A 22,124-nucleotide genomic window follows, 5' to 3' on the forward strand; every position below is an offset into this window, starting at 1 on the left:
TTGCAGGGGCGCCCGGCTAATGGTTTGTAAATCCTCGTGAACGCTCAAAATGCGTCACGAATGCGGACAAGCCATTATATATTCCAAGCGACATTTTTTGCAAGTAAGAATTATCGGCAAGAAGGGCCGCCTCTTTTTCGTTTGAAAGGAATCCGACCTCAATCAGAACGGCTGGCATGTTTGAATTCTTTACGACGAACCACTCCTCTGCCTTGATTCCGCGGGGGCTTGAAAGATTTCCGACCTGAGCCGCAATTCCGTCCATGATGAATTTTGCAATGAGGATACTTTCGGTGGTGTACTCTTCTTCCATCATGGAATTCATTACATTGAAAAGATTTTTGTCAACGTCGCCGGTCTTTTCGAGGACAGTGCGACGGTAACCAGGTGAAAGATACCAGACCTCGTAGCCGCTGGCCTTTTTGTCCAGGGAAGAATTTACATGCACTGACACATAAAGAACTGCTTCCTTGTCGGCAAGCTTTACGCCGTTAGCAATTTCGGTCCGCTCTGCAAGGGAGAGGAATTTATCGGTATTGCGGGTCATGAGGATTTTTTTGTCGGGATAGGCGGCCTTGAGGCGGGAATAAAGCATTTTTCCAACTGCCAGGTTTACGTCCTTTTCCTTGACCGTGATGCTCTTTCCCTTGATTTTATGGGTCATCATAGCGCCAGGGTCTTTTCCGCCGTGGCCGGGGTCAATCAGAATTGCACCGATTTTGAAACCGTTGCTTTCGGCCGTTTCAGTCTTGAAAAGCTTGTTTGCGCTGTCCAAAAAGCCCTTGGTTACATACAAAACTCCGTCCCTTACGACAGGTGCGTCAGTGAGGGCAAGTTTTTTATAGTCCTGAAGGACAAAGCCGTCTCCAGCCCTGAATGAAATTTGATGGCCGTTTTTTTCTAGAAGTCCGGTTCCGCTCAGGGAATCCCAGTAAACGGCAGCTCCAAGCTTTTCTGACTCGGAAATCAAATCCAGGCCCGCAGACTGAGAATAGATGCGGCTGAGCAGAGAAATCATTGTTAACAAAAGAATTACAAGTCGTTTCATAGTTCTGTAAACTGCTATTTATTAATATTGTCGGCTACATAAAGCGCGCCCTGAATGCCGCCACGCAAAATGGCGCTCCAGAAGATTTTTCCGTCAAGTTCGGCGTGATCAGGGCAGATTTCGTCGAATTTTTCCAGGGTCTTCCTGAGAGTGCAGTGGTTCCAGTCTTTCAGGGAATCTGCCAGCGGAATCAAAGTCTCAGGGAGATAATCGATTGTTTTCTGACCGGCAGGGATTTTTGTCCCCTCGCCTACGCTCTGTGACGTTACCTCATTTGGGCAGAAGGTAAAGGCTGACGGCGGGAAGCCCTTTTCATCGCTCTCGCACTCGCCTTTCAGGAATTTTTCGGTTTCAGGATTTTTTGGCTCAAGGCGCAATGTAATGGAAGAAACCGCTTCTTCCGCACTTTTATATGCCTGCTCACTGTTAATTCCAACAGCGATAATGTTTCCGCATTTTTCGACATTGTTTCGCGGGAAGTCAACTTTGTCGCCCTCTTTGACTCGGGGAAGTAAATCACGCACTCCGTAAATCTGCTTAACTTCGTCCAGACCGTAGATTTTTGAGACCTTGCCAGGAATTGAAAGCCATGCCCTCTCCGCGCTCACCAAAGTTGACGAGATTTCATAAAGTTCAAAGGGCTGTTCCTTGCCTTTTACGCTCTCGTGAGGCTGCCAGGGAAGGGAAACGCGATTTGAAAGAAGATAGTCCGGTTCCTGACCAAGTGCGATTTTCATTGCCTCTTCAGTCAGGTTCATTCCGCTTGAATAAGGGAAAGTCCAGCCTGACATGTAGCCGCCTGAAAGCCGGGCAGCGATTTCACCAATCATAGGGCCGTTTTTTGTATATTTGATGTCGGCCTTGGCTACTCCGCAAGTGAGGCCCAAAGCCTTGATTCCCAGCGCAAAGGTTGCGATAAGTTCGTTCTTGATTTTTGAATCCACACGCGAAGGAAGGGAATGTCCCATCTCGATGAAATATGGCGGATAGAAGATGTGGCGGTCAGCGAATCCCGTGATTGTCAGCGTACCATTGTAGACAACTGAATCGATTGAAAATTCAGCTCCTTCCATGTAATCCTCAAAAATTGCTCGGCCAGTGCGGGAATTTTTGATTGCGGTTGAGACTGCCTTTTGGAATTCATCATTATTGCGGACCAGACGGCAGCCACGGCCACCCATGTTGTCGCAGGGCTTTACTACCTTGGGGAGTTCCGTTTCGCCAGATTCAAGGGACTTCTTTACATTTTCAAAAGAAGAAGAGTCAATTTCAGAAAATTTCGGGCTTGGAACGCCTGACTTTTCAAAACAGGCCCTCATTCTTGCCTTGTCGCTGGCATTAAGGGCGGCTTCAAAAGCGTGGGCAGGAAGGCCCAGTTTTTCTGCAACATAGGAAACGCTTGCCGAAAAATCAGTTCCGGCTGTGAAAACGCCTTTTAGCTCGCCTTTTTTATTCAATTTTCCTGCAAGTTCCAAAAGAGCTTCGCGGTCTTTTAGGTCTACCGGGTAAAATTCATCAGCAAGGGGAACGGCTACTGCATTTTTGTTGGCATCAACGACAACAGCCTTGTAACCAAGATGTTTTGCTCCCAGAATGGCAGGCTTTTGCATAAGTCCTGCACCAAGAATCAAGATTTTTTTTGTTTCAAACATCAGAATATCTCCCGCTCTTTTTTACAATAAACTTCGAATGTGTCTCCCAGCCCGAAGAAATGGCTTGCACCTGAATAGAGGGCGAATTTGAGGCTAGTTGATTTCTGGCCCCTTAAGTTTGGGAAGCGCTCCGGGTGATGGCCGGTTGAGACGATTTTGCAGACTTTAAATCCGTATTTTTTGAGGATTGATGCGGCCCTTCCCGGCTCCCAGAGGGTAAAATGGTCTGTCGGAGAATTCTGGAAGAAGCTTTGAGTGTTGAATCTGCCGGAAACTCCGCTTGCAGACGGTGTTGAGAAGGCAAAAATTCCCCCGTTTTTAAGGATTTTTGAAACTCCCTTGAGGACGCTGTCCAAATCCTGGAAATGCTCGATTACATACCACATCGTTACAGCATCGAAATTCTTGACTCCGAATTCATCAGCCGGGTCAAATTCCGGGAATTTGGCGGTTGTTGCAGGATAATGTAATGTGTTCTGAACGTAATCAACGGCTTCTTTTGAGATGTCGGTGCCGAAAACCTGCCAGCCTGCATCATTTGCGGCATCAAGATAGGGACCGAAGGCACAGCCGATGTCCAGAACTGCAGGGGTGACGGCCTTGTGGTTGGCCCGGTAAAGCATATCGACCACGCTGGTGCGGCGGACGCACTGTTTTTTGATGTTCTTGAAGTCGTCGAGGTAAGTTTTTCCGTACTGTTTTTTGTAGTCCTCGAAGAAATATGAGGAATTGTAGTTTTTCTCGGTAGCGTGAGTCCAGCTCATGTATAGCATTCCGCATGATTTACAGCGGCGGAAAGTGTGCAGAGTCGTGCGGGCGACAATAGGATTTTCGACAGATGAAGATTCGTCACGGCAGACAGGGCAAGAAAAGCGTTTGCCGTTTGCAAGCATTTTTACAAAGTCACCCAGGGATTTTTTGCCGGCTCCCTCTTTTAAAAATGGAGAATCAGGATAAAGGGCTTTTACGTTTTTCAAAAGTTCAGCCGCATTTTCAGCGTTAATCTGACCTTGTGGCAGGCAGGCGAATCCGTATTTTTGAGCAAGATTGACATGAAGCTGGGTCGTGCCAAGCAAGATTACGCCACATCCGGCGGCAAGAGCCTCAAAGGCCGTGAATCCGTAGTGAGTTACGACAACATCGTAGCCGGAAAGCTGTTCCTTTAAGTTGTGGACAGGCTGAATGAATTTTATTTTCTTACGCAAGTCTTCGTCGGTCACGCGAAGGGCTGATTCTTCGGGATTCTGAACGATTGCGGTGATTTTCTTTCCGTTTGAAGCAAAGGCGATTGAAGACGGAAGAACCAGGTCCGCCGGGTCTTCTCCGCCGACTGTGACGAGAATTGACTTGATTTCATCGAAATTTTCAGGCTTTTTCTCGCTGCGCTTGTGCTCCGGAAGAGAGACAAATGAAGGATCTGAAATATTTGCAGGTCGCGCAAGGCCATACGAAGGAATTATGTCCAGAAGACAGTCGCAAAGGTCTGCGTTCAAAGAACCTTCGTCAATCGCAATAACAGGGGCTGCTTTTGAAAGGCTTAAGGCAAGCTCGCGGTCCAGGGTAAAGGCATCTGTCACGATAAGCTCGTATTCCTTTTTTTCTGGCAGGCGGCTTACAAGTTGCTCGTCCTTTAAGCCGTTCTTTTTTGCATCCTCGATAAGCTCGTCTTTTTCTTCAAGGCCTGCGTCTTCAGGAATATAGACATTGGCTCCGGTTTCAAGGGCAATTTTGAGGCAGCGGCGCAAATGACCTGTTCCCTTGCCTTTTTTTACGCAGGGAACTGTGAGAATCGGCTTGTAAAGTGAAGGATTTTCCAGGGCAGAAAGAATCTGCTCGGTTGTATAAGCTTCCTCCACGGGATTTTTTTCTGTTTTTTCGCCCGAAATGATTTTTACGATTGACTCTGCCCTCTTGTAATCGGCATTTGTATCAATCGTCGTGCGCAAATTCGGGAAATTCCATTGCTCAGGAGCTGGAATGAAAAGAGATTTAAATTTATCCGGATGATTGTAGAGGCTTGGCCCTACATGCTCATGGTCATACTGAAGGTTTGTCAGGGCACGGGCTTTGAGCAGGGAAGCCGCCTTGAACATTTCAATTCCGCTGCCGTGAGGAAGTCCTGTGTATGTGATGTAGTCAAAATCCTGGTAGGCAGAACGTTTTTCAAATTCATCGACCAGAGACTGGGCTGCCTCATAAAAAAGGAAGGGATTGTCACAAGTGGCACGAAGCACGACATCAGCCTTACTTTCTTCTATAAGATTGCAATAGCGGGCAAGAACGTCTTCGAGAGGTCCCTTAAAAATCTTGAATCCGTTCCGCTCACAGACAGGCTTTAATTCCTCAAAGGAAGCTTCGTCAGTGGCGACATAATAATCATCGGCCTTAACCTTTTTCATGGCGGCAAGGGTCCAGTCAAGGACAGTTTTTCCGCCCAAAGGAAGGAGAGCTTTTCTGCTCAAGCGAGTTGATGAAAGTCTGCATTGTGCTGCTATAATTGTCATTTATTTCCCCAGTTCTCGACCAAATCGAGAGCATCCCTTTTGAATCTGAATTTGTTTTCCCTAACCCATTCCCTGGCTTCCTGGAAGCGGGCTTTTGCCTCAAAAAAACCGCATGATGAGCTTCCCCAGAATGCAAAGAAAGAAGATTTTGGAATAGCACCGTGATCCTGATAAAAACGCGGCACAAGATTTTTTAAATAGAATCTGTTTGAGAACTGGCTTGCACCCGTCTCCAAAACAGGAACTTCATTGCAGTAAGAAAGGCTGAATGCCGTGGAAAAAGTGATTTTCTCACCCCAAAGCCATGAACGGAAGGCAAAATCAAGGTTCTGCCAGTAATCCGAAAGAATCGTGTAATCATAGCCGCCCAAATCGATGAATTTCTTGCGGTGGTAAAGGCCTATATAGTCAAATGGAAAAAGATTGGGACTTCCGTCAGAAACGACAGAAGTTGAAATCACATTGAGGGAAGCCTTTCTGATTGAAGGAGAAAAAAGAACGGGAAAAGAAAAATTATCTCTTCCCAAAAGACGGGGCGTAATGCAGAAAGTGCCTGATTCTGTGAGTTTTGAAGCTAAAGTGGGTGTGAGGATGTCCTTTGAAAAGTCAATAGAATCGCGAAGGACGAGAACGTATTCTGAAGAAGCCTCTCCCACCCCTATGTTGATTAAGTCGCCCTCTGTCGTATTTTCCTGCGGGATAATGACTTTGACGAAGGGAAACTTGCGGGAAAAATCCTCAATGCTGTAATTTTCACTGTCGGCCTCAATCGAAATGATTTCAGCGAAGCCGCAGCGCATGAGGTTTTCAATCATTTTTGAACGGAAGCTAGACCAGCCCTTGTTTATGATGATGGCGGAAATATTCATCTTTATGTTGGGAACGCTTTCCTTTCCGCCGAGAACAGTCATGCTGATAAAATGCTCATTAAAAATTAAAGGTATAGGATTCATCACAGATTCCGCATTTATTATCGGCAGATTTACCGTCACTCTTTTCTGAATTAAGTTCGTCCACTAAAAGAAGATGCTCCTTGAGGACCTGAGAGAATTTTTCCCAGACAGCTTCGATTCCATGGGTCAGGACATTGCCCGCATTCTGCTCAAAAGCAAGCTGAAAGCAGAAAGGCACACTTCCATCGGCCAGAATCGTCATGTCACGGCGAAGATGCCAGCAGGGAAGCCGGTTCACAGGCGAAAGGTCTGCTGACTTGAGGTCTGGCAGAGACGAGCAGTAAGAATTGTATTTCTGGATGATGAGCTGACCTTTTGAAGGACTTTCCTTTTCTTTCCAGAAGCGGTAAAAAGACTCAAGCTGATTTTCGTTGGTCTTCATCCGCATGAACTGGGGGTAAACATGGCCCTCAAAGTGATTTTCGAGCAGAGGAATTGAAGCAAGGGCCTTTTCAAAGTCTGAATCCGGACAATTGTGAAGGCCGGCATACATGAATTTTTCGACCGAATCAATGTAAATAATCCAGTTGACTTCGGCATTCTTTGATTTTGCGGCTTCTGAGATTTTTGATGCAAGTTCCTGGTTTACAAGAAGGCCGTCCGTCTCAATCAAAAGAGGAATTTTGTGGCTCTGGTCGTTTTGATTTATGACTTCAAGGGCGAAATTCAAAAATTCAGGATTTAAAAGCGGCTCACCGAAAGCTGAAAGGGAAATTACCGCGCTTTCAGAAAAATCTTTGATTTGACTGAGGATTTTCTGGAAGTCTGAGAAATCCATGAAATCTTTTGAAGCAGGATTTTTACCGGCGGCTTCCAAAGAATAGCAATATTTGTGATTGTATTTTGAAGAAATCTGAATGTTGTAGAAAGCCGGAAGGGTCTGCATTACGCGAGGTGATTTTGCAGCCAGATTTGATAGGGCGTAGGCATCGGAAAAATCGATTTTCTGGCCCTGAGCCTCGTCGTAAAGATTTTTGCAGGCAAGGAAGTTGATTTTGCTTGATGATTCAAAATTGAAACGAAGCAGGCGGTAGTCAAGATCGGAAATCAAAGTTTCAATTTCAAAGGAATTGATGTCCCCGCGCATGACGGAGAAAACCGCCTCCCTGTCCATGGCCTTATCGCCCTCTGCCTTTAAGCTCGTCTTGCAGAGTTCTGAAAGGATTGAAGCCGTGCCGGACTCGATAAGCTCAGGGGCAAATCCATAAGGAAAACCGTCGGCAAAGGTGTACTCAGCGGAATATTTTGAATGCATTTCGATAAGGTCTGAAGTGAGCTTTTCGTTTAAAAAAGGAGTGTCAGCCCAGGAAATGATTGCGCTCTCAGCCTCGTATTTTTTGAGTGAGGAAGAAATTTCTGAAATGAAAAGTGATTTTGTCCATGAATCGTGGGAGAGGCTTTCGATTTTGGGATTTTTCGAGATAATTGAAGAAAGCTCACCGGAAACAGGAGACGAGTCTTTCAAAAAAAGAATAATTTTATCACTGAAATTTGAAGCCCAGTTCAAAACACGTTCGAAAGCAGACTCCGAACCAAAAACTTTTTCAAAAGCGTGGGATGTCAAATCACCACCGTACAAAACCACTAAATTTTTCATTATCAATAGTATAGCACTTTTAAAATTAAATGTACATATTTCAAATTTTCCAGATTTTTTATATTATTTCTGCATGGATTTTGAACATTACTTTGACTGGGCAGCAACAGCCCCATCTGACGAAAAAATACTTCGCGAATCTCTGGAAATCGCACTTCAATATGACGGAAACCCTTCCGCAACCCATAAAATCGGAGCTTCCGCACGAAAAATTCTTGAGGAAGCCAGGGAATCTTGTGCAAAGACTTTGGGCGTAAGCAAAAACCAGGTTATTTTCACATCCGGCGGAACTGAAAGCGACCACATTCCCCTTCTTTCTATTTTGAACTCGCCCAAAAAAGGCAGGATTATTCTGAGTGCAATCGAGCACCCGGCTTTGAGGGAAGAATGTGCCATGCTCAAAAAACAGGGCTTTGAAGTCGTAAGCGTAAATCCTGACAAAAACGGCTTTGTCACAGCTGACTCAATCCTTGAAAACCTCACTCCGGACACACTTTTTGTCACGGTTATGGCCGTAAATAACGAGACAGGCTGCGTTCAGCCGGTTTGCGAGATTGCAGACGCGATTACAAAATGGGCTAACGGCAAAAAAAAGCCTCACTTCCACGTAGACTGCGTTCAGGCGGCAGGAAAAATCCCCCTCGACCTTTCGCACAAGGGAATTGACTCGGCAGCCCTGAGCGCTCATAAGATTTCAGGCCCGCGAGGAATCGGCATTCTCTACCTTTCCAAGCCTGTAAATTCATTTTTAGTCGGTGGCGGTCAGGAGCAGAACATAAGAAGCGGCACGGAAAACCTTTTCGGAGCCGTGGCATTCGCAAAGTGCCTTGAAAAATTTTTCATCAAAAAGAATGTTTTAAGGCCAAGCCAGATAATTCAAATCTCAAACAAAAATTTTGGCTCGCTTTCTGAAATGGAAATGGTCATAGAAAAAGAACGTCATGCATTCAATCGTTTTGAAAAGCAGAAAGAATGGACAGTTGATTTCTTAAAGAAACTCAAAAGCCTTGAAAAATGCCGGCTCGTCCCTGCCCTTCGCGAAGATTTTTCAGAAGATGCTCAATCTCATTTCAGCCCATGGGTCGTTCAGGCGGCATTCCTTGGAATTCCAGGAAACGTGATGGTGCGTGCGCTTGACGCAAAAGGCTTCTGCATCTCAACAGGAAGCGCATGTTCCGCAAAAAAACAAAGCCGTCCGATCCTAGCCGCGATGAACGCCAGCCGTGAGATTCAGGACAGCGCCGTAAGATTCAGCTTCGGCCCGGCCACAACAAAAAAGGCAATGGACGAGCTTTTCGAAGCAGTAAAGGATATTGTAAGCGAATTCTAGTCTGAACGGTTCAGGCACAGCCTTCACCGAGACTCGCTCAAAAGTCGTCTCACGACTTTTGCCGGCTGCGCCGTCGCTCCCTATTTCTTAGACTTGATGTGGATTACTTTGCCTGTGCGCTTGATTCCGTCGTCTTTCTTTTCTTCGCCCTTCTTGCGGTAGACCTTTTTGTCAGAGCCGCCGAGAGCATATTTTGCTTCCTTGGCAGCTTTGATTTCTGCACGGCGTTTTGCGCGTTCCTTGCGCTCTTTTTCGATGAATTTGAGGGAGTCGTCAAGACCAGCGAGAACCTTCTGCATGTCCTCGGCAAAGATTGAAATCTGGTGGCGGTCGAAATCAGCACCGTCGCCCTTCTTGCTCTCTACAATCTGTAAAAATACATCACCGGCACGATTTTCCTTGACGTTGAAAAAATACGAGCGGTTGTCCAACAAAACCTGAGTAGTAAAAAGTTCTCCGCGGATGCTCATTTTGACCCTTCCTTAAAAATGTGAATAGAATTTATGGACGAAAGCGTCCTTTCGCATTTTATAACATATCTTGCGGTTTTGTGCAATAGCTTAAAACTTAAATGTCTTCCGCTGGATTGGACTCATGCCGATTTCGCGGCAAATTGCTTTGTGGGCGGGTGTCGGATAGCCCTTGTGCTTTGCATATCCGTACTGGGGATAAAGCCTGTCGAATTCCATCATCATCTTGTCACGCTCGACTTTTGCAATGATGCTGGCCGCCATAACCTCAGGGTATTTTCCGTCGGCCTTTGGCTCACAACGGCAGGCACACGGGACCTGGGGGCAGCTTGTACCGTCTGTGATTGCAGAAATCATTGAATCAAGATTTGCCTCGTCAAAATCAATTTTCTGAGAACGAAGCCAGTCCGGGAGCTTTGCCCTCATCATCTGGTAAGCTATGCTCATGGCGTACATGCTGGCACGAAGAATATTCATCTGATCGATTGTCTCGTGGTCAACGATTCCAAGGCCCCAGCAGGCTTTTTCCATAATCACCTTTTCGGCGGACTCACGCTTTTTTTCAGAAAGTTTTTTTGAGTCATTCAGCATTTCAAAAGGAAAATCTTTGGGCAAAATAACGCAGCCTGCAGTCACAGGCCCGGCCAATGGCCCCCTTCCTGCCTCATCAAATCCACAAATCAGTTCAATCATTTTATTCCTCAGTAAAAATTTTTAAAAGCCCTTCGAAATGTTATTCTTGTCTTCAATAATTAGACATTTTTCGTCAGTCCAGACGGGCTTGATTCCCCTTGCATCACGGTCAAAATCGGCGCTGTACTTGTTGCCGGAAAGCCTTAAATTGCTGCCGCCCGCTTCAAGAATGCGCCCCAAATGAGAAATCACCTTGCAGTCGCAGGAATTGAGGGTAAAAGTGCCTCCCTTCAAGCTGAAATTGACAGCCGTATCCGCAATCGAAGAAACATGGCTTTCATTAAGAGTGATTTTTGAATTCACGGCCGAAATGCCACAGGCGTAAACGGAACTTTGAACCGTAAGCCCGGAATTTTTGAAAGTGACGATTGAAGCTTCAGAAGAAATCAGCGTTCCCGAAGAAGCGAAATTGCCGAGCAGCTCACAGTCCTCGAAAGTAGCGGCAGATTTTTCCAGCAGCAGAAAGCGCAGGTCGGATTCCTGGGAATTTTCGATGTCCTTTTGAATCACGCAGTTCTGAACTTCAAGGCTCGCGTCCTTTACCATTATGCAGGAAGAAGGAGGAAGGACAAAACGGGCGTCGGACATGCCGGTGAAGGAACAGTTTGATGAAATCACGGACATTCCCTTGGGCAAGTTCACGCTGCCGCTCACAAAGAAATGCACGAATTTGCCATGATTTATGACTTCCAAGGCCTGTTCAAAAGAATTATATGGATGCAGGCGGCTTCCATCAGCGGCAAAATTTGGGGCTGCAGCATCAAGAAAGTAATTGTACTCATCGATTATGACTTTATAGCTGGTAATTTCACTCACGTTTCCGGCCTTGTCCTCGGCATAGGCAAAAGCCTTGTAGCAGACGGCCTTTTCAATACCGGCCCTAAGCTCAATAGGCTGAAATTTGTAAAGGAAATATTCACCCGGCTTTATGTAGTCAAATTCTGAATTATTGTCCAGATAAGATGCTGAATTGACGTTGAAAGGCCCAAGAATATTGAGGAAAATCTTTGCTCCTTCCTCGGCATCAACTTTAAGCTGAACATCGTGGCGGGCATATTCACCGGGCTCACTGGCTATGATTTTTGGAGGAAGGGGCGGCTGACGGTCAATCTCATAGGGAACGGAAATATTTCCCTGATAGACACCATCGCAATAAAAGGAAAAAATGGCCGTGGCCTTTACATAATCGCCTTCAAAAGTGTCAAAAGTGAGGCTGGTATAGAGGCCTTTGTCAGCATGAGAATCGCCGCTTGCTCCGCTCGAAAGAACTGACATCCGATAGCGCAAGTCACCGTCAATTATGAAGGCAAGAGCCTTGTCAAAATCCTCGGTCTGAACGGAAGGCTTGGGAGGCAAAAGGAAAGACTGAATCGGATTGCCTGCTTTGTAAGCAACATCCTGCCAGTAAACGACATGGGGCTTACTGCGGTCAAGTTTTACTGACTCTTTTGAAGCAGACCACATGCCGTCATCAATGGACCAGATGAGGTTATGACCTGTAAAAGTGAAATCAGACCAGTCGGAAATACTAAAAGGAACAGAGGTCTGGGAAAAACTGCCAGCGCTGCCAGGCGAAAGAAAAATTATAAAGCGCCACTGCTGATTTCCGTCAGTAACCGTGCAGGGAATGTAGCGGGAAAGCTTGTTGTCAGCAGAGACAGAAAGAGTGCCGCCTGAGAGCTTGGGTTTTTCGCCATCGCCGATTGAGAACTGAAGGGACTTTGGCACGTTGATGATATTTTCACTCGTACAAAGAAGGACGTTTTCAAGGCTGACCCGGTCAATGAATTTTTTTTCGAAAGTATCGTTGGCAAAGGGGTTGGATTCGCTGACTGTGTAATCAATCCGGTACTGCTCTTTTTCGTTTCCCTTCACGACGGCAATATAAAGGGAAACAGAACCGCTCATGTCGATTAAAACCGGTCCGTCGTAGGCAAAGCCAAAAGCCAGCGGATTTGTACTGGTATATGAATAAAAAGCCTCTGCACCGTCACTCAAATCAAGAATCAAACTCTGCTTGTTGGCAAAAGAACCTTGAACCGGAGAAATGACCCGCTCACAGAATGCGCAAAGAGAAAGAAATGACAGAAAAAAAAGCAAAAACAGTTTTTTCATAAGCAGCACTTTTTACAGTTAAATAGTAAATGAAAACAGCCGGATTTTCAACCTAAATCAATGCTGGACTCAGGGAAGAAATCGTGAAAGAGGTTATGGCTTAACAATGACAGATAGCTGATTTTCTGCTATAGTTTTCTCATGAAAAAAACAGTCTTCCCTATCGATTTTGATTTTATTCCAAACGAAGCTTCACTTTCAAAAGCCGCAGAAAAGTCATTCGCCCGGCTTTCATTCACTTTTACAGAAGAACATCTTGAAGGGCTGATAAAGGCCGCTCTCTCACCGGATGCAAGCGAAAATGACCGCTATGTCTCTGCCTGCATGCTCAAAAATGCCCTAGTCGCCTCTCAGGGAACCTTTCCCCTCTGCCAGGACACTGGAATCGCAAATGTCTTCGGCTGGAAAAAGGGCAAGTTTTCAACAGAAAATTTACACGAAGAAATCACGGCCGGGATTAAAAAAATCTACGACGAGCGGAAACTGCGTTTTTCTACCACTGTTCCGGATTCTTTTTACGAAGAACACGATCCCAAAAACAATCTTCCAGCCCAAATTTCAATTTTTGACTCGGAAGGCTCTCTTGCACCTCTTCCAAGCTTTGTAAAGGATTCGCCAAAAGATTCCCTCAGCTTTGTTTTCTGCGCAAAAGGCGGCGGTTCATCGAACAAAACCAGCTTCATTCAGGGAACAAAGGCCTTCCTCAACAAAGAACGCTTTTCAAAATTGATGAAGGAAGAACTTGAGCACTTTGGAACCAGTGCCTGCCCGCCCTACACAATCGCAATCGTCGCAGGCGGCTTAAGCCCGGAGCAGAACCTTCTCACGTTAAAGCTCGCCTCAATGGGTGCCTACGACGGCATGACCTATGAGGCAAATGAATACGGCTTCCGCGACCGGGAACTTGAAGAACTTGCAATGAAAATCGCCTCAGAAAGCGGATACGGCGCACAGTTCGGCGGCAGTCAGTTTGCCTTGAGCGCGGTTGTAGTCCGCCTGCCACGGCACGGAGCCAGCTGCCCAATTTCTTTTGGAGTCTCTTGCTCGGCACACAGGAACTTAAAGGCTGTCCTCACAAAAGAAGGTCTTTATATAGAAAAAACTGTCGCAAATCCGGCAGAACTTAAAGGATTTAGCGAGGCAGTAAAATTCGCTGAAAAAAATACGGGCTCAGGAAAAGCTGACAGTGAAAAGCAGATTACAAGCTCCGGCGACATAAAATCAATCCTTTCTTCACTTGGAAACGCAAAACCTGGCGAAAGAATCCTGCTTTCCGGAAAGATTCTCGTTGCCCGCGACGCCGCACACGCACGCTGGCAGAAGCTCATTGACTCTGGAAAGGCCCTGCCTGAATACTGCACGAAATACCCCATCTGTTACGCAGGTCCTGCCCGCACTCCTGAAGGAAAGGTCATCGGAAGCTTTGGCCCTACTACAGCCGGAAGAATGGACGTTTACGCAGAAAGCCTCATGAGCCGGGGAGCCGCCCTCGTCACTCTTGCAAAAGGCAACCGCAGCAAGAACTGGACTGACTCATGCAAAAAATACGGAGCCTTCTATCTTGGAACTCCGGGCGGAATTGCGGCCTTGATTGCAAGCGAATACATAAAGTCACAGGAAATTCTTGATTATGAGGATCTGGGAATGGAAGCCGTTCGCCTAGTTGAAGTCGAAAACCTGCCATGTTTCGTAATCACAAACAAAGACGGAGAAGATTTCTATGAAAATCTACGATAGGCAGTCAGCCCTTGAGCTTGTTGACAATGACGAGGATTTGCTTTCGATTCTTGTCGATTCATTTTTAACGGAAAACAAGTTTGAAAGGCCAGTCCTTGAGAATCTGATTGCATGCGGCAAAATGACTGAGGCGGCAAGCTATGTCCACGCCACAAAGGGGGCCGCCCGCCAGCTCTGCATGGAAAAGCTCAAGGCAAGCGGTCAGGCCCTGGAAGACGTGCTCCGAGGAAAGACAGGCGGGGACATTCCGGCTCTTATAAATCAGATGTTTTCTGATTATGAAGAAGCTCATTCAGTTATAAAATAAGAAAATTGACAAAAAAATTGGCTGCCCCAAATGAAGTGCACTTCAAAAAGGACAGCCTTTTTTTATTACAGGAACTCGCCCAAAACAGCGCGGAGTTCTTCATCCTGCTTGTAGTAATTCTGTTCCAGTTCTTCTTTGGAAAGGCCTACAAGCTCGTGACTGCAGTAGTGAATCCAGCGGTCGTCGCTAGGAGAATTGATGTCGAATTTGCGGCACCAGTAATCAGGCTTAATAGGAAGAGTTTCCTTGCAAGTGAAATTTTTGTAATCGTGAACAACGACTTTAATGTCCTCGCGGGGAACGCCCTTTTCCAAAAGCACTTCGACAAGGAAATTGAGGGTGCGGCCAGAATCATAGATGTCGTCAACCAGAAGGATTTTGTCGCCCTGACGGAGATAATCCGGAGAGTAAGTCCAGCCGTCAATGCGGATGGCATCGTGTGAATGAACATCGCTATAGGAACGTGCAACTACTGCGGCATAAAGGACAGGCTTACGGCCTTTGAGGGCAAGCTTGAAATACTCGCTGATAACGTTTGCCATGTAAGCACCGCCACGAAGCGACGTGTAAATGATGTCCGGGATAAAACCGTCATGGTAGATTTTTGAGGCAAGTTTGAGCGCGTCATTGCGCACAGTCTCATAAGGTAAAAATTCTTTCATAAGAACCTCGTTGTGTTATTTTCAAATACAATAGTAAATGAAAACAACTGGATTTTCAAGCAAAATAAGACTGGAAGGCACGCGTGAAATTTTCCTCAATGACAGCTGCCAGCTCTTCCATGCTGATTCCACGGATTTCTGAGGCAGCACGGTAGACCCGCTCGATTTCCTGGGGGCTGGTGAATTCTTCGTCTTTTAAAGTCTGATAGGGTGCGTCTGTTTCAAAAAGCAGGTTTTCAACCGGGAGATTTTTTACGCAGTCAATCGCGCTTTTTTTTCCGTTTAAAAGAGGCTTTCCGAATGAAAAAAAAGCGTTAAGTCCGTGATTTTTGAGAGATTCGGCTTCACGCAAGGTACCCGGAAAAGAATGAAAGATGACTGCCGGGACTTTTTTAAGTTCACGCGAATAAGTAAAGATTTTTTCAATTGATTTCCTCAAATGAAGGACAAGGGGAAGCTTGTATTTTTGAGCAAGGTCAAGCTGGCTTTCAAAGGCTATTTCCTGCTCTCTGGCGGTAGATTTAAAGTCCGGAGTAAAAAAGTCAAAGCCGCACTCTCCTATCGCGACGATTTTTTTTGATTCTAAAAGGGATTCAAGGTAAGCAAGGTCTGAAGAAAAATCTTTTTCCATGTAAGAAGAATTTACGGCCTGGGGATGGATTCCGAAAGAAGCGAGGCTTTCGCCAGTAAGAAAGTCAAAATCCTCCTTGCTATGACAGGACGAGACTGCCATGTATTTTTTTTCTTGAGAGAAACTGAAAAAGGCGTTACACTTAGAAAGGTGAAGGTGGGAATCACAAAAAGTCATTTTTCTTCAAAAAAAGCTAAAATCTGATTCTAGTATACCGAAAATAATATTGTATTGGGAAGAAGGCATCTCAAAAAGACCTTCTTCAGAAAAAAAAGTTTATCCAGTTTTGGATTTAATGGGAGAAAAACTATGGGAACTTATACACTTAAAAGCATCGGAAGCAATTCAGACTACATGACAGTCGTTCGCGAAATGGATGACGGATATGTTGTCCGCATCGTACGAGACAAAGACGGCTATGATGACGTTACAACTGACTACATCAGCAAGGCTCTTTTTGAAAGCTGCGTACGCACAGGATACCTCACAAAAGTAGCAGAAGCTGAAAAAATGGTTGCAAACGCCTAAAGGGATTCAACAAGCTGGCATGCGGCATTGAACCGTTCTTCAACGGACATGACCTGCGGTAGCCAGTGGATTTGGATGCCTTTCTTTTCCATGCAGCGGAACCAGGTTTCCTGGCGCTTGGCGAACTGACCGATTGCAATCTGGAGAAGTTCGCGCATTTCTTCTTTTGATTTATATTTACCCTGGAGATAGTCGCTTACAAAGCGGTATTCGAGTCCCAGGGCTTCAAGGCGGGGCCATTCGGCTCCGTTTTCGTTTTTATGGGCGTGAAGGTTTTCAACTTCCTCGATTAAGCCCTCTTCCATGCGGTCTGCCAGGCGTTTTGCGATTCGGGAGCGGACAAGAGTGCGGTCAAGCGTGGTTCCGATTACAAGGGGATTGACTTCGGGGCGGGATGCACGGAGCTTTTCGCGCGCAAGAGTGCACTCCTCGCTCACGTTAAAGCGGTTTATGAGGATTGACTTTATCATTCGCTCCTTGTCACCGAATTCTGAGGTGTTGTGGAGCTTTTCTTTTTCGGCGGTGAGGATTGCCTCAAGTTCCTTTTCGCTTTTTGTCTCAAGCTCAGCGCGCTCGCCAGGCTTTTCTACGAAAGGAATCATGTCGTAGTGATGAAGGATTGAGTCAACGTACATGCCGGTTCCGCCAACGCAGATTGGAAGCTTTCCCCGGCTTGTGATGTCGGCAAAGGCCTTGTAAAAATCTTCCTGAAAGTCAAAAAGATTGTACTCGCGCTTTAAGTCGCACACATCGATGAGGTGATATGGAATCTGTTTGCCGTTTAAAGTGTAGTCGGCCAGATCCTTTCCGGAGCCTATGTCCAGGCCCTTGTAAACCTGACGGGAATCTGCGCTTATAATCTCGCCATTATATTTATCTGCGAGACGTACTCCGATGGCTGTCTTTCCGACGGCGGTTGGCCCGATTACAAAAATACAGTTAAACTTATTCACGAACAATCCTTTTCAACTTTCCGTTTTCATTTTTTAATTTACACGGCAAACCGCACACTTAAGGTATTCTGATTTTGGATAGCCCAAAAGAACCGGATGATCCGGGCCGGCTCCGAATTTTGCAAGAACCTGAACGCGTTTTTTGGAGTCCTCGGCGGCCTTCATGACCATGCCGTAGAAGTGCTCTGAGTCGAAAAAGTATGAGCATGAGCAGGTGACGAGAATTCCGTTCGGATTCAAAAGGCGCATGGCACGGAGGTTGATTTCCTTGTAGCCGCCGTAAGCCTTTTCGATGTTCTTTGCTGTTTTTGTGAATGCAGGAGGATCAAGAACGATTAAATCGAACTTTTCTCCCGATTTTTCGTATTCTTTAAGAAGGTCAAATACATCGGCACAGACGGCCTTCATTTTGCCCTCGGCTTTGTTGAGGGAAATGTTTTTATTTACAAGCTCCACTGCCTCAGGTGAAATGTCTACGGAAATTACTTCCTTTGCCCCGCCCTTCACTGCGTTGAGGCCGAAAGCACCAGTGTGGGTGAATGTGTCGAGCACGCGCTTTCCCTTGCAGAGGGAGCCTACATAGCGGCGGTTGTCCTTCTGGTCGAGGAAGTAGCCTGTCTTCTGGCCGTTTGCAAGGTCAACTTCGATTAAAACGTCGTTTTCACAGATTGTGATTTTTTCGTCGCGGACTTCGCCGTCCCAGCATGAGCGCAGGGAAAGGCCTTCCTTTTCACGGCCCGGTGCATCGCTTTTTTCGTAAACTCCGTATGGCTTGATGATTTTTCGGAGGGCGTGCATGATTTCCTTGCGGAAAACTTCCGAGCTCAATGTTGAGAACTGAACTACGAGATAGACATTTTTGTTCACGTCAACATAGCGTTCAACGATGAGGCCAGGAATAAAATCAGCCTCGCCGTAAATGAGGCGGTAAGAATCGCTTTCTTTATAGTGAAGTTTTCGAAGCTCGAATGCAGACAGAATCTTCTGCGTGTAAAAAGCCTGCGGATCTGCCATGATCTGGTCTGCGTGCTCGCTTCCAATCATGCGGACTGTGATTTTTGACTTTTTGTTGATTACACCTGTTCCCAAAAATCCACCGGCATTTGCGAAAACTTCGACTACGCTTCCGTCTTCAACAAGAGAGTCTGCAAGTGAAGTCTGCTTTACAGTGCCCTCTGAATCAAATTTTACGTGTGAAATCTCGTTGTCAAAAACCCAGGGAAAGCCCTGCTTGAGTTCTTCTTCTTCCTTTTTATTCAAAAATACTCGTGTAAACATAAAATCCTCTGTGTCGAATTAAAATCCGTAGTCAGCTTCTTCCGTTTTTTTGACCGGTGACTGGAAAATCTGCTTCATTACTTCCATTGCATGGCGTACCGGGATAAAGGTGATTCCCTTCTTTACGTGGTCAGGAATGTCGTCCAGGTCGCGCTCGTTGGCTTTTGGAATGAAGATTGTCTTGATTCCGTTTCGCTTTGCGGCAACAGTCTTTTCACGAAGGCCGCCGATAGGCATTACAGCTCCGGTCAGGTCAAGCTCGCCTGTCATTGCCACGTTCGGCTTAATCGGGCGGTTTGTGATGAGTGACATGAGGGTTGTAGCCATCGTGATTCCGGCAGAAGGTCCGTCCTTTGGAGTTGCCCCCTCAGGAATGTGCAGGTGAATCGTGTTGCGCTCAAACCAGCTCGGATTCTTTATTTTGTGTTCGATAGCATACTGTTTTACCCAGTTCATTGCAATCTGGGCAGATTCCTTCATTACGTCGCCCATCTGACCTGTGAGCTGAAGTCCGCCCTTGTCGTTCTGGAATGAAATGCTTTCGATAAGCAGGGTGTCGCCGCCCATGCTGGTCCATGCAAGACCGATTGCTGTTCCCGGCTTTTCTGCCTTTTTGATTTCGCTTTCGTCAAAGACAGGCTTTCCGAGATACTTGTCCAAATCAGGAGCATCGATTACGAAAGTTTCTTTTTTGAGTGAGCCGATTTCTTCGTCAGTGATTGATTTTGTAACGGCTCCGAGTTTTTTGCTTTCAGGTGCGATTCCAGTAAGAATCTGGGTAATCAGCTTGCGGTGGATTTTGTCGATGCACTTTTCGTAGTGGCGGACACCTGCCTCGCGGGCATATTCCTCTGCAATACGCAAAAGAGCTTCCTTTGTATATTTTACCTGAGACTTTGAAAGACCGTTCTTTACGAGGTTTTTCGGAACAAGGTATTTTTTTGCAATCTCAAGCTTTTCCTGATCGATGTAGCCCGCAAGTGAAATGATTTCGGCGCGGTCCAAAAGAGGCTCAGGAATTTTATCGAGAGTGTTTGCCGTGAGGATAAAGAATACGTTTGAAACGTCGAAAGGCAGGTCAAGGTATGAGTCACGGAAAGAAACATTCTGCTCAGGGTCAAGGACTTCGAGCAAAGCCGATGCCGGGTCTCCGCCAGAGTAGCTTGAGCCCATCTTGTCGACTTCGTCAATCAGGAAGACCGGAGACTTAGTTTTGGCAATTTTGAGTCCCTGAAGGATTTTTCCAGGCATTGCGCCGACATAAGTGCGCCTGTGTCCCTTGATTTCAGCTTCGTCACGCATGCCGCCTACTGAGAAGCGGTAGAAAGGCTTGTTCATTGCCTCTGCGATTGAGTGGCCGATTGAAGTTTTTCCGACACCAGGAGGGCCGACAAGAATCATGATTGAGCCCTTGTTGTCGTTCTTGAGCTTGCGGACGGCAAGATATTCCATGATTCGCTTTTTGACGTCATCGAGGCCGTAGTGGTCGCGCTCAAGGATTTTTGCGGCACGAACCAGATCGTAGTTTTCTTTTGACTCATCCTTCCACGGCAAGGTGCAGATGAGCTCAAGATAATTACGAGAGACGAAATATTCGGAAGAACTCGGGTCCATGAGCTTGAACTTTTCAAGCTCGTTCTCAACTGCCTCAAGGATTTCTCCCTCGAATTCAAAGTCAGCGATTCGGGCCTTGAACTTCTGATAGTCAGAGCCGTCCTCGCCCACTCCAAGCTCGTCCTGAATCATCTTCATTTCTTCGCGGAGGAAGTATTCGCGCTGATTCTTTTCAAAATTTTCGTTGAGTTCGTTCTGAATCTTCTTTTGAATGCGAAGCAAATCCTGGTCTTTTTTGATGTAGACCAAAACCTGCTCCATTCGGGCACGGACATTCGTTTCCTCAAGAACTTTCTGCTGCTCGGCCTTTTCAACGTTCAAAACAGAAGCCACGAAATCCGCGATTTTTCCAGGATTGTCGATGTTGACCATGTTGAGGCGCATTTCCTCGCTGAAAAGAGGATTGTTCTCGCTGATTTCCTTCATTTCGCTGATGAGGGCGCGCGTGAGGGCTTTAACCTCGAATGTATCGAATTCTTCGTCTTCAAGATATTCGACTGCGGCAACAATCGGGCCTGAAGCGTTCAGAGTCTTTCGGATTTTGAATCGCTTAATAGAAGAAATAAATATGTTGAGACCGCCGTCCGGCAGATTGATTTTGCGGACAATGCGGGCTACAGTTCCGACTGTGTACAAGTCCTTGATTGTCGGAGCCTTGTCGCCGTCTTTTGGGTCATCATCCTTGAGCATGACAAGACCGATAAAGCCGTCGCCATCGTAGGCACTTTCAATAGTCTTTGTGTCATCGCCGGAATTAATCATAATCGGCGTGAAAATGCCAGGGAACATGGGGTGGCCGGACATCGGAATAATGTTCAGTTTTGGTGGCAGGAAATCCTCAATCGGGAGAATCTGGGCATCCTCACCCAAATCCTTGACAGAGACCTTTTTTGTGCGTTTTCCACTTTTCTTTGGAGAATCCGAATTTTCAGCTTCAGCCTTTTTAACATCATCCGAAGATTCAGCCTCAGCTTTTTTAACATCATCAGAATCAGGCAAATCATCAAGATTTACATCAACATCAAAATTATCTTTCATAAAATCCTTAAAAGCCTTCTTAGCGTTATCTATATTTTCACTGCCCTCGCCGCCTTTTTTGTTCTCAGCAGCATCATTGAGTTCAGTTTCCTCATTATTTGAGTCGTCATGTTTGTTCATATTATAAATATAATGGAAAGAAAGCCTATCGGCAACAAAAAGCTTTATTTACGGCAGGTACTCTTTGTTGATGTTCCTCAGGGCGTCAAGCATGCGCTCCTTTGCACGGCGGTCGCCTTTTGTCAGTGCTTCTAGCCTTGCCCTTGCATCCTTGCGGCCGGAGTTGTCCTGGTACATGCAGGTACAGGTGGTGCTGATGTAGCCTGACTGGGCGGCATGTTCCTTTATGGCATTGACGTCTGCGTAACAGAGGGGGCGGATAATTGAAAGAGGATATTTCGTATAGTTGAGGCGGGGCGGCATGGTTGAAAGCTCGCCCTTGCGCAGCATGTTCATCAGAAGAGTCTCAAGAATGTCGTCAAGGTGGTGACCGAGGGCGATTTTATTGTAGCCGTTGTTCACCGCAAAATGAACAAGCTCATTGCGGCGTTGCTGGGAACACCAGTAACAGCTCATCTTAAAGCCTTCCTTAACGCGGTTTTCTACATCAACGAAATAATTGAGGGTTTCAACGTTCCATTCACGCATCTGCTCGCGAAGACGGGGACTCATCGTGCAGGCCTCAAAATCAGTCTCAATGTGAATCGCGGTAAATGTAAAGTCAGCGTCCTTTCGCTTTGCGCGGTTTGCAAAATATTCCACGAGAGCCGTAGAATCCTTTCCGCCGGAAGCACCGATTAGGATTTTGTCTCCCGGCTCAATCATCTTGTAATCGTATACGGCTTTATCGATAATACTGAATAGTTTTGGCTGTCCCATAATGGCAACAAGTGTAGCAAAATAATGGGGCTTTGTGGAGTGGGAAGAGCTTACTTTTCAAGCCCCGCGTTTTTCGACATCCATGTCGTGACGACTCGCTTCGCGATTCGCGGATTCTTCGGCTTAAGCCCGCAT

The 22,124-nt window shown here is 46.2% G+C and carries 18 protein-coding genes; 4 read left to right on the forward strand and 14 right to left on the reverse strand.

Annotated features, from left to right (window positions below; translation table 11 throughout):
* Positions 1 to 16 precede the first annotated feature (16 nt).
* Genes HNP76_RS03265 through HNP76_RS03285 form a run of 5 tightly spaced genes read right to left on the reverse strand, consistent with a single transcriptional unit; the run spans position 17 to position 7,754 of the window.
* On the reverse strand, positions 17 to 1,048 hold the full coding sequence (locus HNP76_RS03265; protein WP_184657461.1) for an N-acetylmuramoyl-L-alanine amidase: 1,032 nt from the start codon (positions 1,046 to 1,048) through the stop codon (positions 17 to 19).
* Positions 1,049 to 1,062: 14 nt separating this feature from the next.
* Positions 1,063 to 2,700, reverse strand: a complete 1,638-nt coding sequence (locus tag HNP76_RS03270) for an ATP-grasp domain-containing protein (RefSeq protein ID WP_184657463.1) — start codon at positions 2,698 to 2,700, stop codon at positions 1,063 to 1,065.
* Entirely contained in the window at positions 2,700 to 5,204 is a 2,505-nt protein-coding gene (locus HNP76_RS03275; protein ID WP_184657465.1) for a cytidylyltransferase domain-containing protein, read from the reverse strand. Before HNP76_RS03275 ends, HNP76_RS03270 begins: the two co-directional genes overlap by 1 nt.
* Complete coding sequence (locus HNP76_RS03280; RefSeq protein WP_184657467.1) at positions 5,201 to 6,157, reverse strand: glycosyltransferase family protein; 957 nt, start codon at positions 6,155 to 6,157, stop codon at positions 5,201 to 5,203. Before HNP76_RS03280 ends, HNP76_RS03275 begins: the two co-directional genes overlap by 4 nt.
* Positions 6,132 to 7,754, reverse strand: a complete 1,623-nt coding sequence (locus tag HNP76_RS03285; RefSeq protein WP_184657469.1) for a spiro-SPASM protein — start codon at positions 7,752 to 7,754, stop codon at positions 6,132 to 6,134. The genes HNP76_RS03280 and HNP76_RS03285 overlap by 26 nt, the downstream gene beginning before the upstream one ends.
* A 73-nt stretch (positions 7,755 to 7,827) precedes the next feature.
* On the opposite strand from HNP76_RS03285, the gene HNP76_RS03290 reads away from it, so the two are divergent.
* Positions 7,828 to 9,084 (forward strand): cysteine desulfurase family protein, encoded by a 1,257-nt coding sequence (locus HNP76_RS03290; protein WP_184657471.1) that lies wholly within the window; start codon positions 7,828 to 7,830, stop codon positions 9,082 to 9,084.
* An 80-nt stretch (positions 9,085 to 9,164) separates the two neighbouring features.
* On the opposite strand, the gene HNP76_RS03295 is transcribed toward HNP76_RS03290, so the two are convergent.
* The 3 genes from HNP76_RS03295 to HNP76_RS03305 form a co-directional block, all read right to left on the reverse strand.
* The gene (locus HNP76_RS03295) at positions 9,165 to 9,554 is read right to left on the reverse strand and encodes a DUF3276 family protein (RefSeq protein WP_184657473.1); all 390 of its coding nucleotides are present in this window, start codon (positions 9,552 to 9,554) and stop codon (positions 9,165 to 9,167) included.
* Positions 9,555 to 9,644: 90 nt separating this feature from the next.
* Positions 9,645 to 10,247: a ribonuclease HII gene (gene rnhB / locus HNP76_RS03300; protein WP_184657475.1), complete on the reverse strand. Its 603-nt coding sequence runs from the start codon at positions 10,245 to 10,247 to the stop codon at positions 9,645 to 9,647.
* Between the two features lie 21 nt (positions 10,248 to 10,268).
* Positions 10,269 to 12,362, reverse strand: a complete 2,094-nt coding sequence (locus tag HNP76_RS03305) for a hypothetical protein (RefSeq protein WP_184657476.1) — start codon at positions 12,360 to 12,362, stop codon at positions 10,269 to 10,271.
* Between the two features lie 141 nt (positions 12,363 to 12,503).
* On the opposite strand from HNP76_RS03305, the gene HNP76_RS03310 reads away from it, so the two are divergent.
* Both HNP76_RS03310 and HNP76_RS03315 read left to right on the forward strand, forming a co-directional pair.
* Positions 12,504 to 14,099 carry a FumA C-terminus/TtdB family hydratase beta subunit gene (locus HNP76_RS03310; protein ID WP_184657478.1) on the forward strand — a complete coding sequence of 532 codons (1,596 nt, stop codon included), beginning with the start codon at positions 12,504 to 12,506 and terminating at the stop codon, positions 14,097 to 14,099.
* Entirely contained in the window at positions 14,083 to 14,406 is a 324-nt protein-coding gene (locus HNP76_RS03315; protein WP_184657480.1) for an Hpt domain-containing protein, read from the forward strand. Before HNP76_RS03310 ends, HNP76_RS03315 begins: the two co-directional genes overlap by 17 nt.
* Positions 14,407 to 14,471: 65 nt before the next feature.
* On the opposite strand, the gene HNP76_RS03320 is transcribed toward HNP76_RS03315, so the two are convergent.
* The gene (locus HNP76_RS03320; RefSeq protein ID WP_184657482.1) at positions 14,472 to 15,068 is read right to left on the reverse strand and encodes a phosphoribosyltransferase; all 597 of its coding nucleotides are present in this window, start codon (positions 15,066 to 15,068) and stop codon (positions 14,472 to 14,474) included.
* A 55-nt stretch (positions 15,069 to 15,123) separates the two neighbouring features.
* Entirely contained in the window at positions 15,124 to 15,801 is a 678-nt protein-coding gene (locus tag HNP76_RS03325; RefSeq protein WP_184657484.1) for a TatD family hydrolase, read from the reverse strand.
* Positions 15,802 to 16,008: 207 nt separating this feature from the next.
* Between HNP76_RS03325 and HNP76_RS03330 the strand changes: the two genes are divergently transcribed.
* The gene (locus HNP76_RS03330) at positions 16,009 to 16,227 is read left to right on the forward strand and encodes a hypothetical protein (protein ID WP_184657486.1); all 219 of its coding nucleotides are present in this window, start codon (positions 16,009 to 16,011) and stop codon (positions 16,225 to 16,227) included.
* Here HNP76_RS03330 and miaA read toward each other — a convergent pair.
* From miaA to HNP76_RS03350, 4 genes are all read right to left on the reverse strand, one after another.
* The gene (gene miaA / locus HNP76_RS03335) at positions 16,224 to 17,180 is read right to left on the reverse strand and encodes a tRNA (adenosine(37)-N6)-dimethylallyltransferase MiaA (protein ID WP_371733600.1); all 957 of its coding nucleotides are present in this window, start codon (positions 17,178 to 17,180) and stop codon (positions 16,224 to 16,226) included. The genes HNP76_RS03330 and miaA overlap by 4 nt on opposite strands.
* Positions 17,181 to 17,213: 33 nt before the next feature.
* A complete protein-coding gene (locus HNP76_RS03340) occupies positions 17,214 to 18,458 on the reverse strand; it encodes a class I SAM-dependent rRNA methyltransferase (RefSeq protein WP_184657489.1) in 1,245 nt (414 codons plus the stop codon).
* An 18-nt stretch (positions 18,459 to 18,476) separates the two neighbouring features.
* Positions 18,477 to 21,110 carry an endopeptidase La gene (lon, locus tag HNP76_RS03345; RefSeq protein ID WP_371733672.1) on the reverse strand — a complete coding sequence of 878 codons (2,634 nt, stop codon included), beginning with the start codon at positions 21,108 to 21,110 and terminating at the stop codon, positions 18,477 to 18,479.
* Between the two features lie 168 nt (positions 21,111 to 21,278).
* Positions 21,279 to 21,989 carry a tRNA 2-thiocytidine biosynthesis TtcA family protein gene (locus HNP76_RS03350; RefSeq protein WP_184657493.1) on the reverse strand — a complete coding sequence of 237 codons (711 nt, stop codon included), beginning with the start codon at positions 21,987 to 21,989 and terminating at the stop codon, positions 21,279 to 21,281.
* Positions 21,990 to 22,124 lie beyond the last annotated feature (135 nt).

The sequence above is a fragment of the Treponema ruminis genome, from assembly GCF_014201975.1.
Taxonomy (GTDB): Bacteria; Spirochaetota; Spirochaetia; order Treponematales; family Treponemataceae; genus Treponema_D; species Treponema_D ruminis.

Coding starts and splice junctions, on each gene's coding strand:
- HNP76_RS03290 (WP_184657471.1), top strand. CDS start 7,828: ATGGATTTTGAACATTACTTTGACTGGGCAGCAACAGCCCCATCTGAC.
- HNP76_RS03325 (WP_184657484.1), bottom strand. CDS start 15,801: ATGGCAGTCTCGTCCTGTCATAGCAAGGAGGATTTTGACTTTCTTACT.
- HNP76_RS03310 (WP_184657478.1), top strand. CDS start 12,504: ATGAAAAAAACAGTCTTCCCTATCGATTTTGATTTTATTCCAAACGAA.
- HNP76_RS03275 (WP_184657465.1), bottom strand. CDS start 5,204: ATGACAATTATAGCAGCACAATGCAGACTTTCATCAACTCGCTTGAGC.
- HNP76_RS03285 (WP_184657469.1), bottom strand. CDS start 7,754: ATGAAAAATTTAGTGGTTTTGTACGGTGGTGATTTGACATCCCACGCT.
- lon (WP_371733672.1), bottom strand. CDS start 21,110: ATGAAAGATAATTTTGATGTTGATGTAAATCTTGATGATTTGCCTGAT.
- HNP76_RS03265 (WP_184657461.1), bottom strand. CDS start 1,048: ATGAAACGACTTGTAATTCTTTTGTTAACAATGATTTCTCTGCTCAGC.
- rnhB (WP_184657475.1), bottom strand. CDS start 10,247: ATGATTGAACTGATTTGTGGATTTGATGAGGCAGGAAGGGGGCCATTG.
- HNP76_RS03320 (WP_184657482.1), bottom strand. CDS start 15,068: ATGAAAGAATTTTTACCTTATGAGACTGTGCGCAATGACGCGCTCAAA.
- HNP76_RS03280 (WP_184657467.1), bottom strand. CDS start 6,157: ATGAATCCTATACCTTTAATTTTTAATGAGCATTTTATCAGCATGACT.
- HNP76_RS03330 (WP_184657486.1), top strand. CDS start 16,009: ATGGGAACTTATACACTTAAAAGCATCGGAAGCAATTCAGACTACATG.
- HNP76_RS03340 (WP_184657489.1), bottom strand. CDS start 18,458: ATGTTTACACGAGTATTTTTGAATAAAAAGGAAGAAGAAGAACTCAAG.
- HNP76_RS03295 (WP_184657473.1), bottom strand. CDS start 9,554: ATGAGCATCCGCGGAGAACTTTTTACTACTCAGGTTTTGTTGGACAAC.
- HNP76_RS03305 (WP_184657476.1), bottom strand. CDS start 12,362: ATGAAAAAACTGTTTTTGCTTTTTTTTCTGTCATTTCTTTCTCTTTGC.
- HNP76_RS03315 (WP_184657480.1), top strand. CDS start 14,083: ATGAAAATCTACGATAGGCAGTCAGCCCTTGAGCTTGTTGACAATGAC.
- HNP76_RS03350 (WP_184657493.1), bottom strand. CDS start 21,989: ATGGGACAGCCAAAACTATTCAGTATTATCGATAAAGCCGTATACGAT.
- HNP76_RS03270 (WP_184657463.1), bottom strand. CDS start 2,700: ATGTTTGAAACAAAAAAAATCTTGATTCTTGGTGCAGGACTTATGCAA.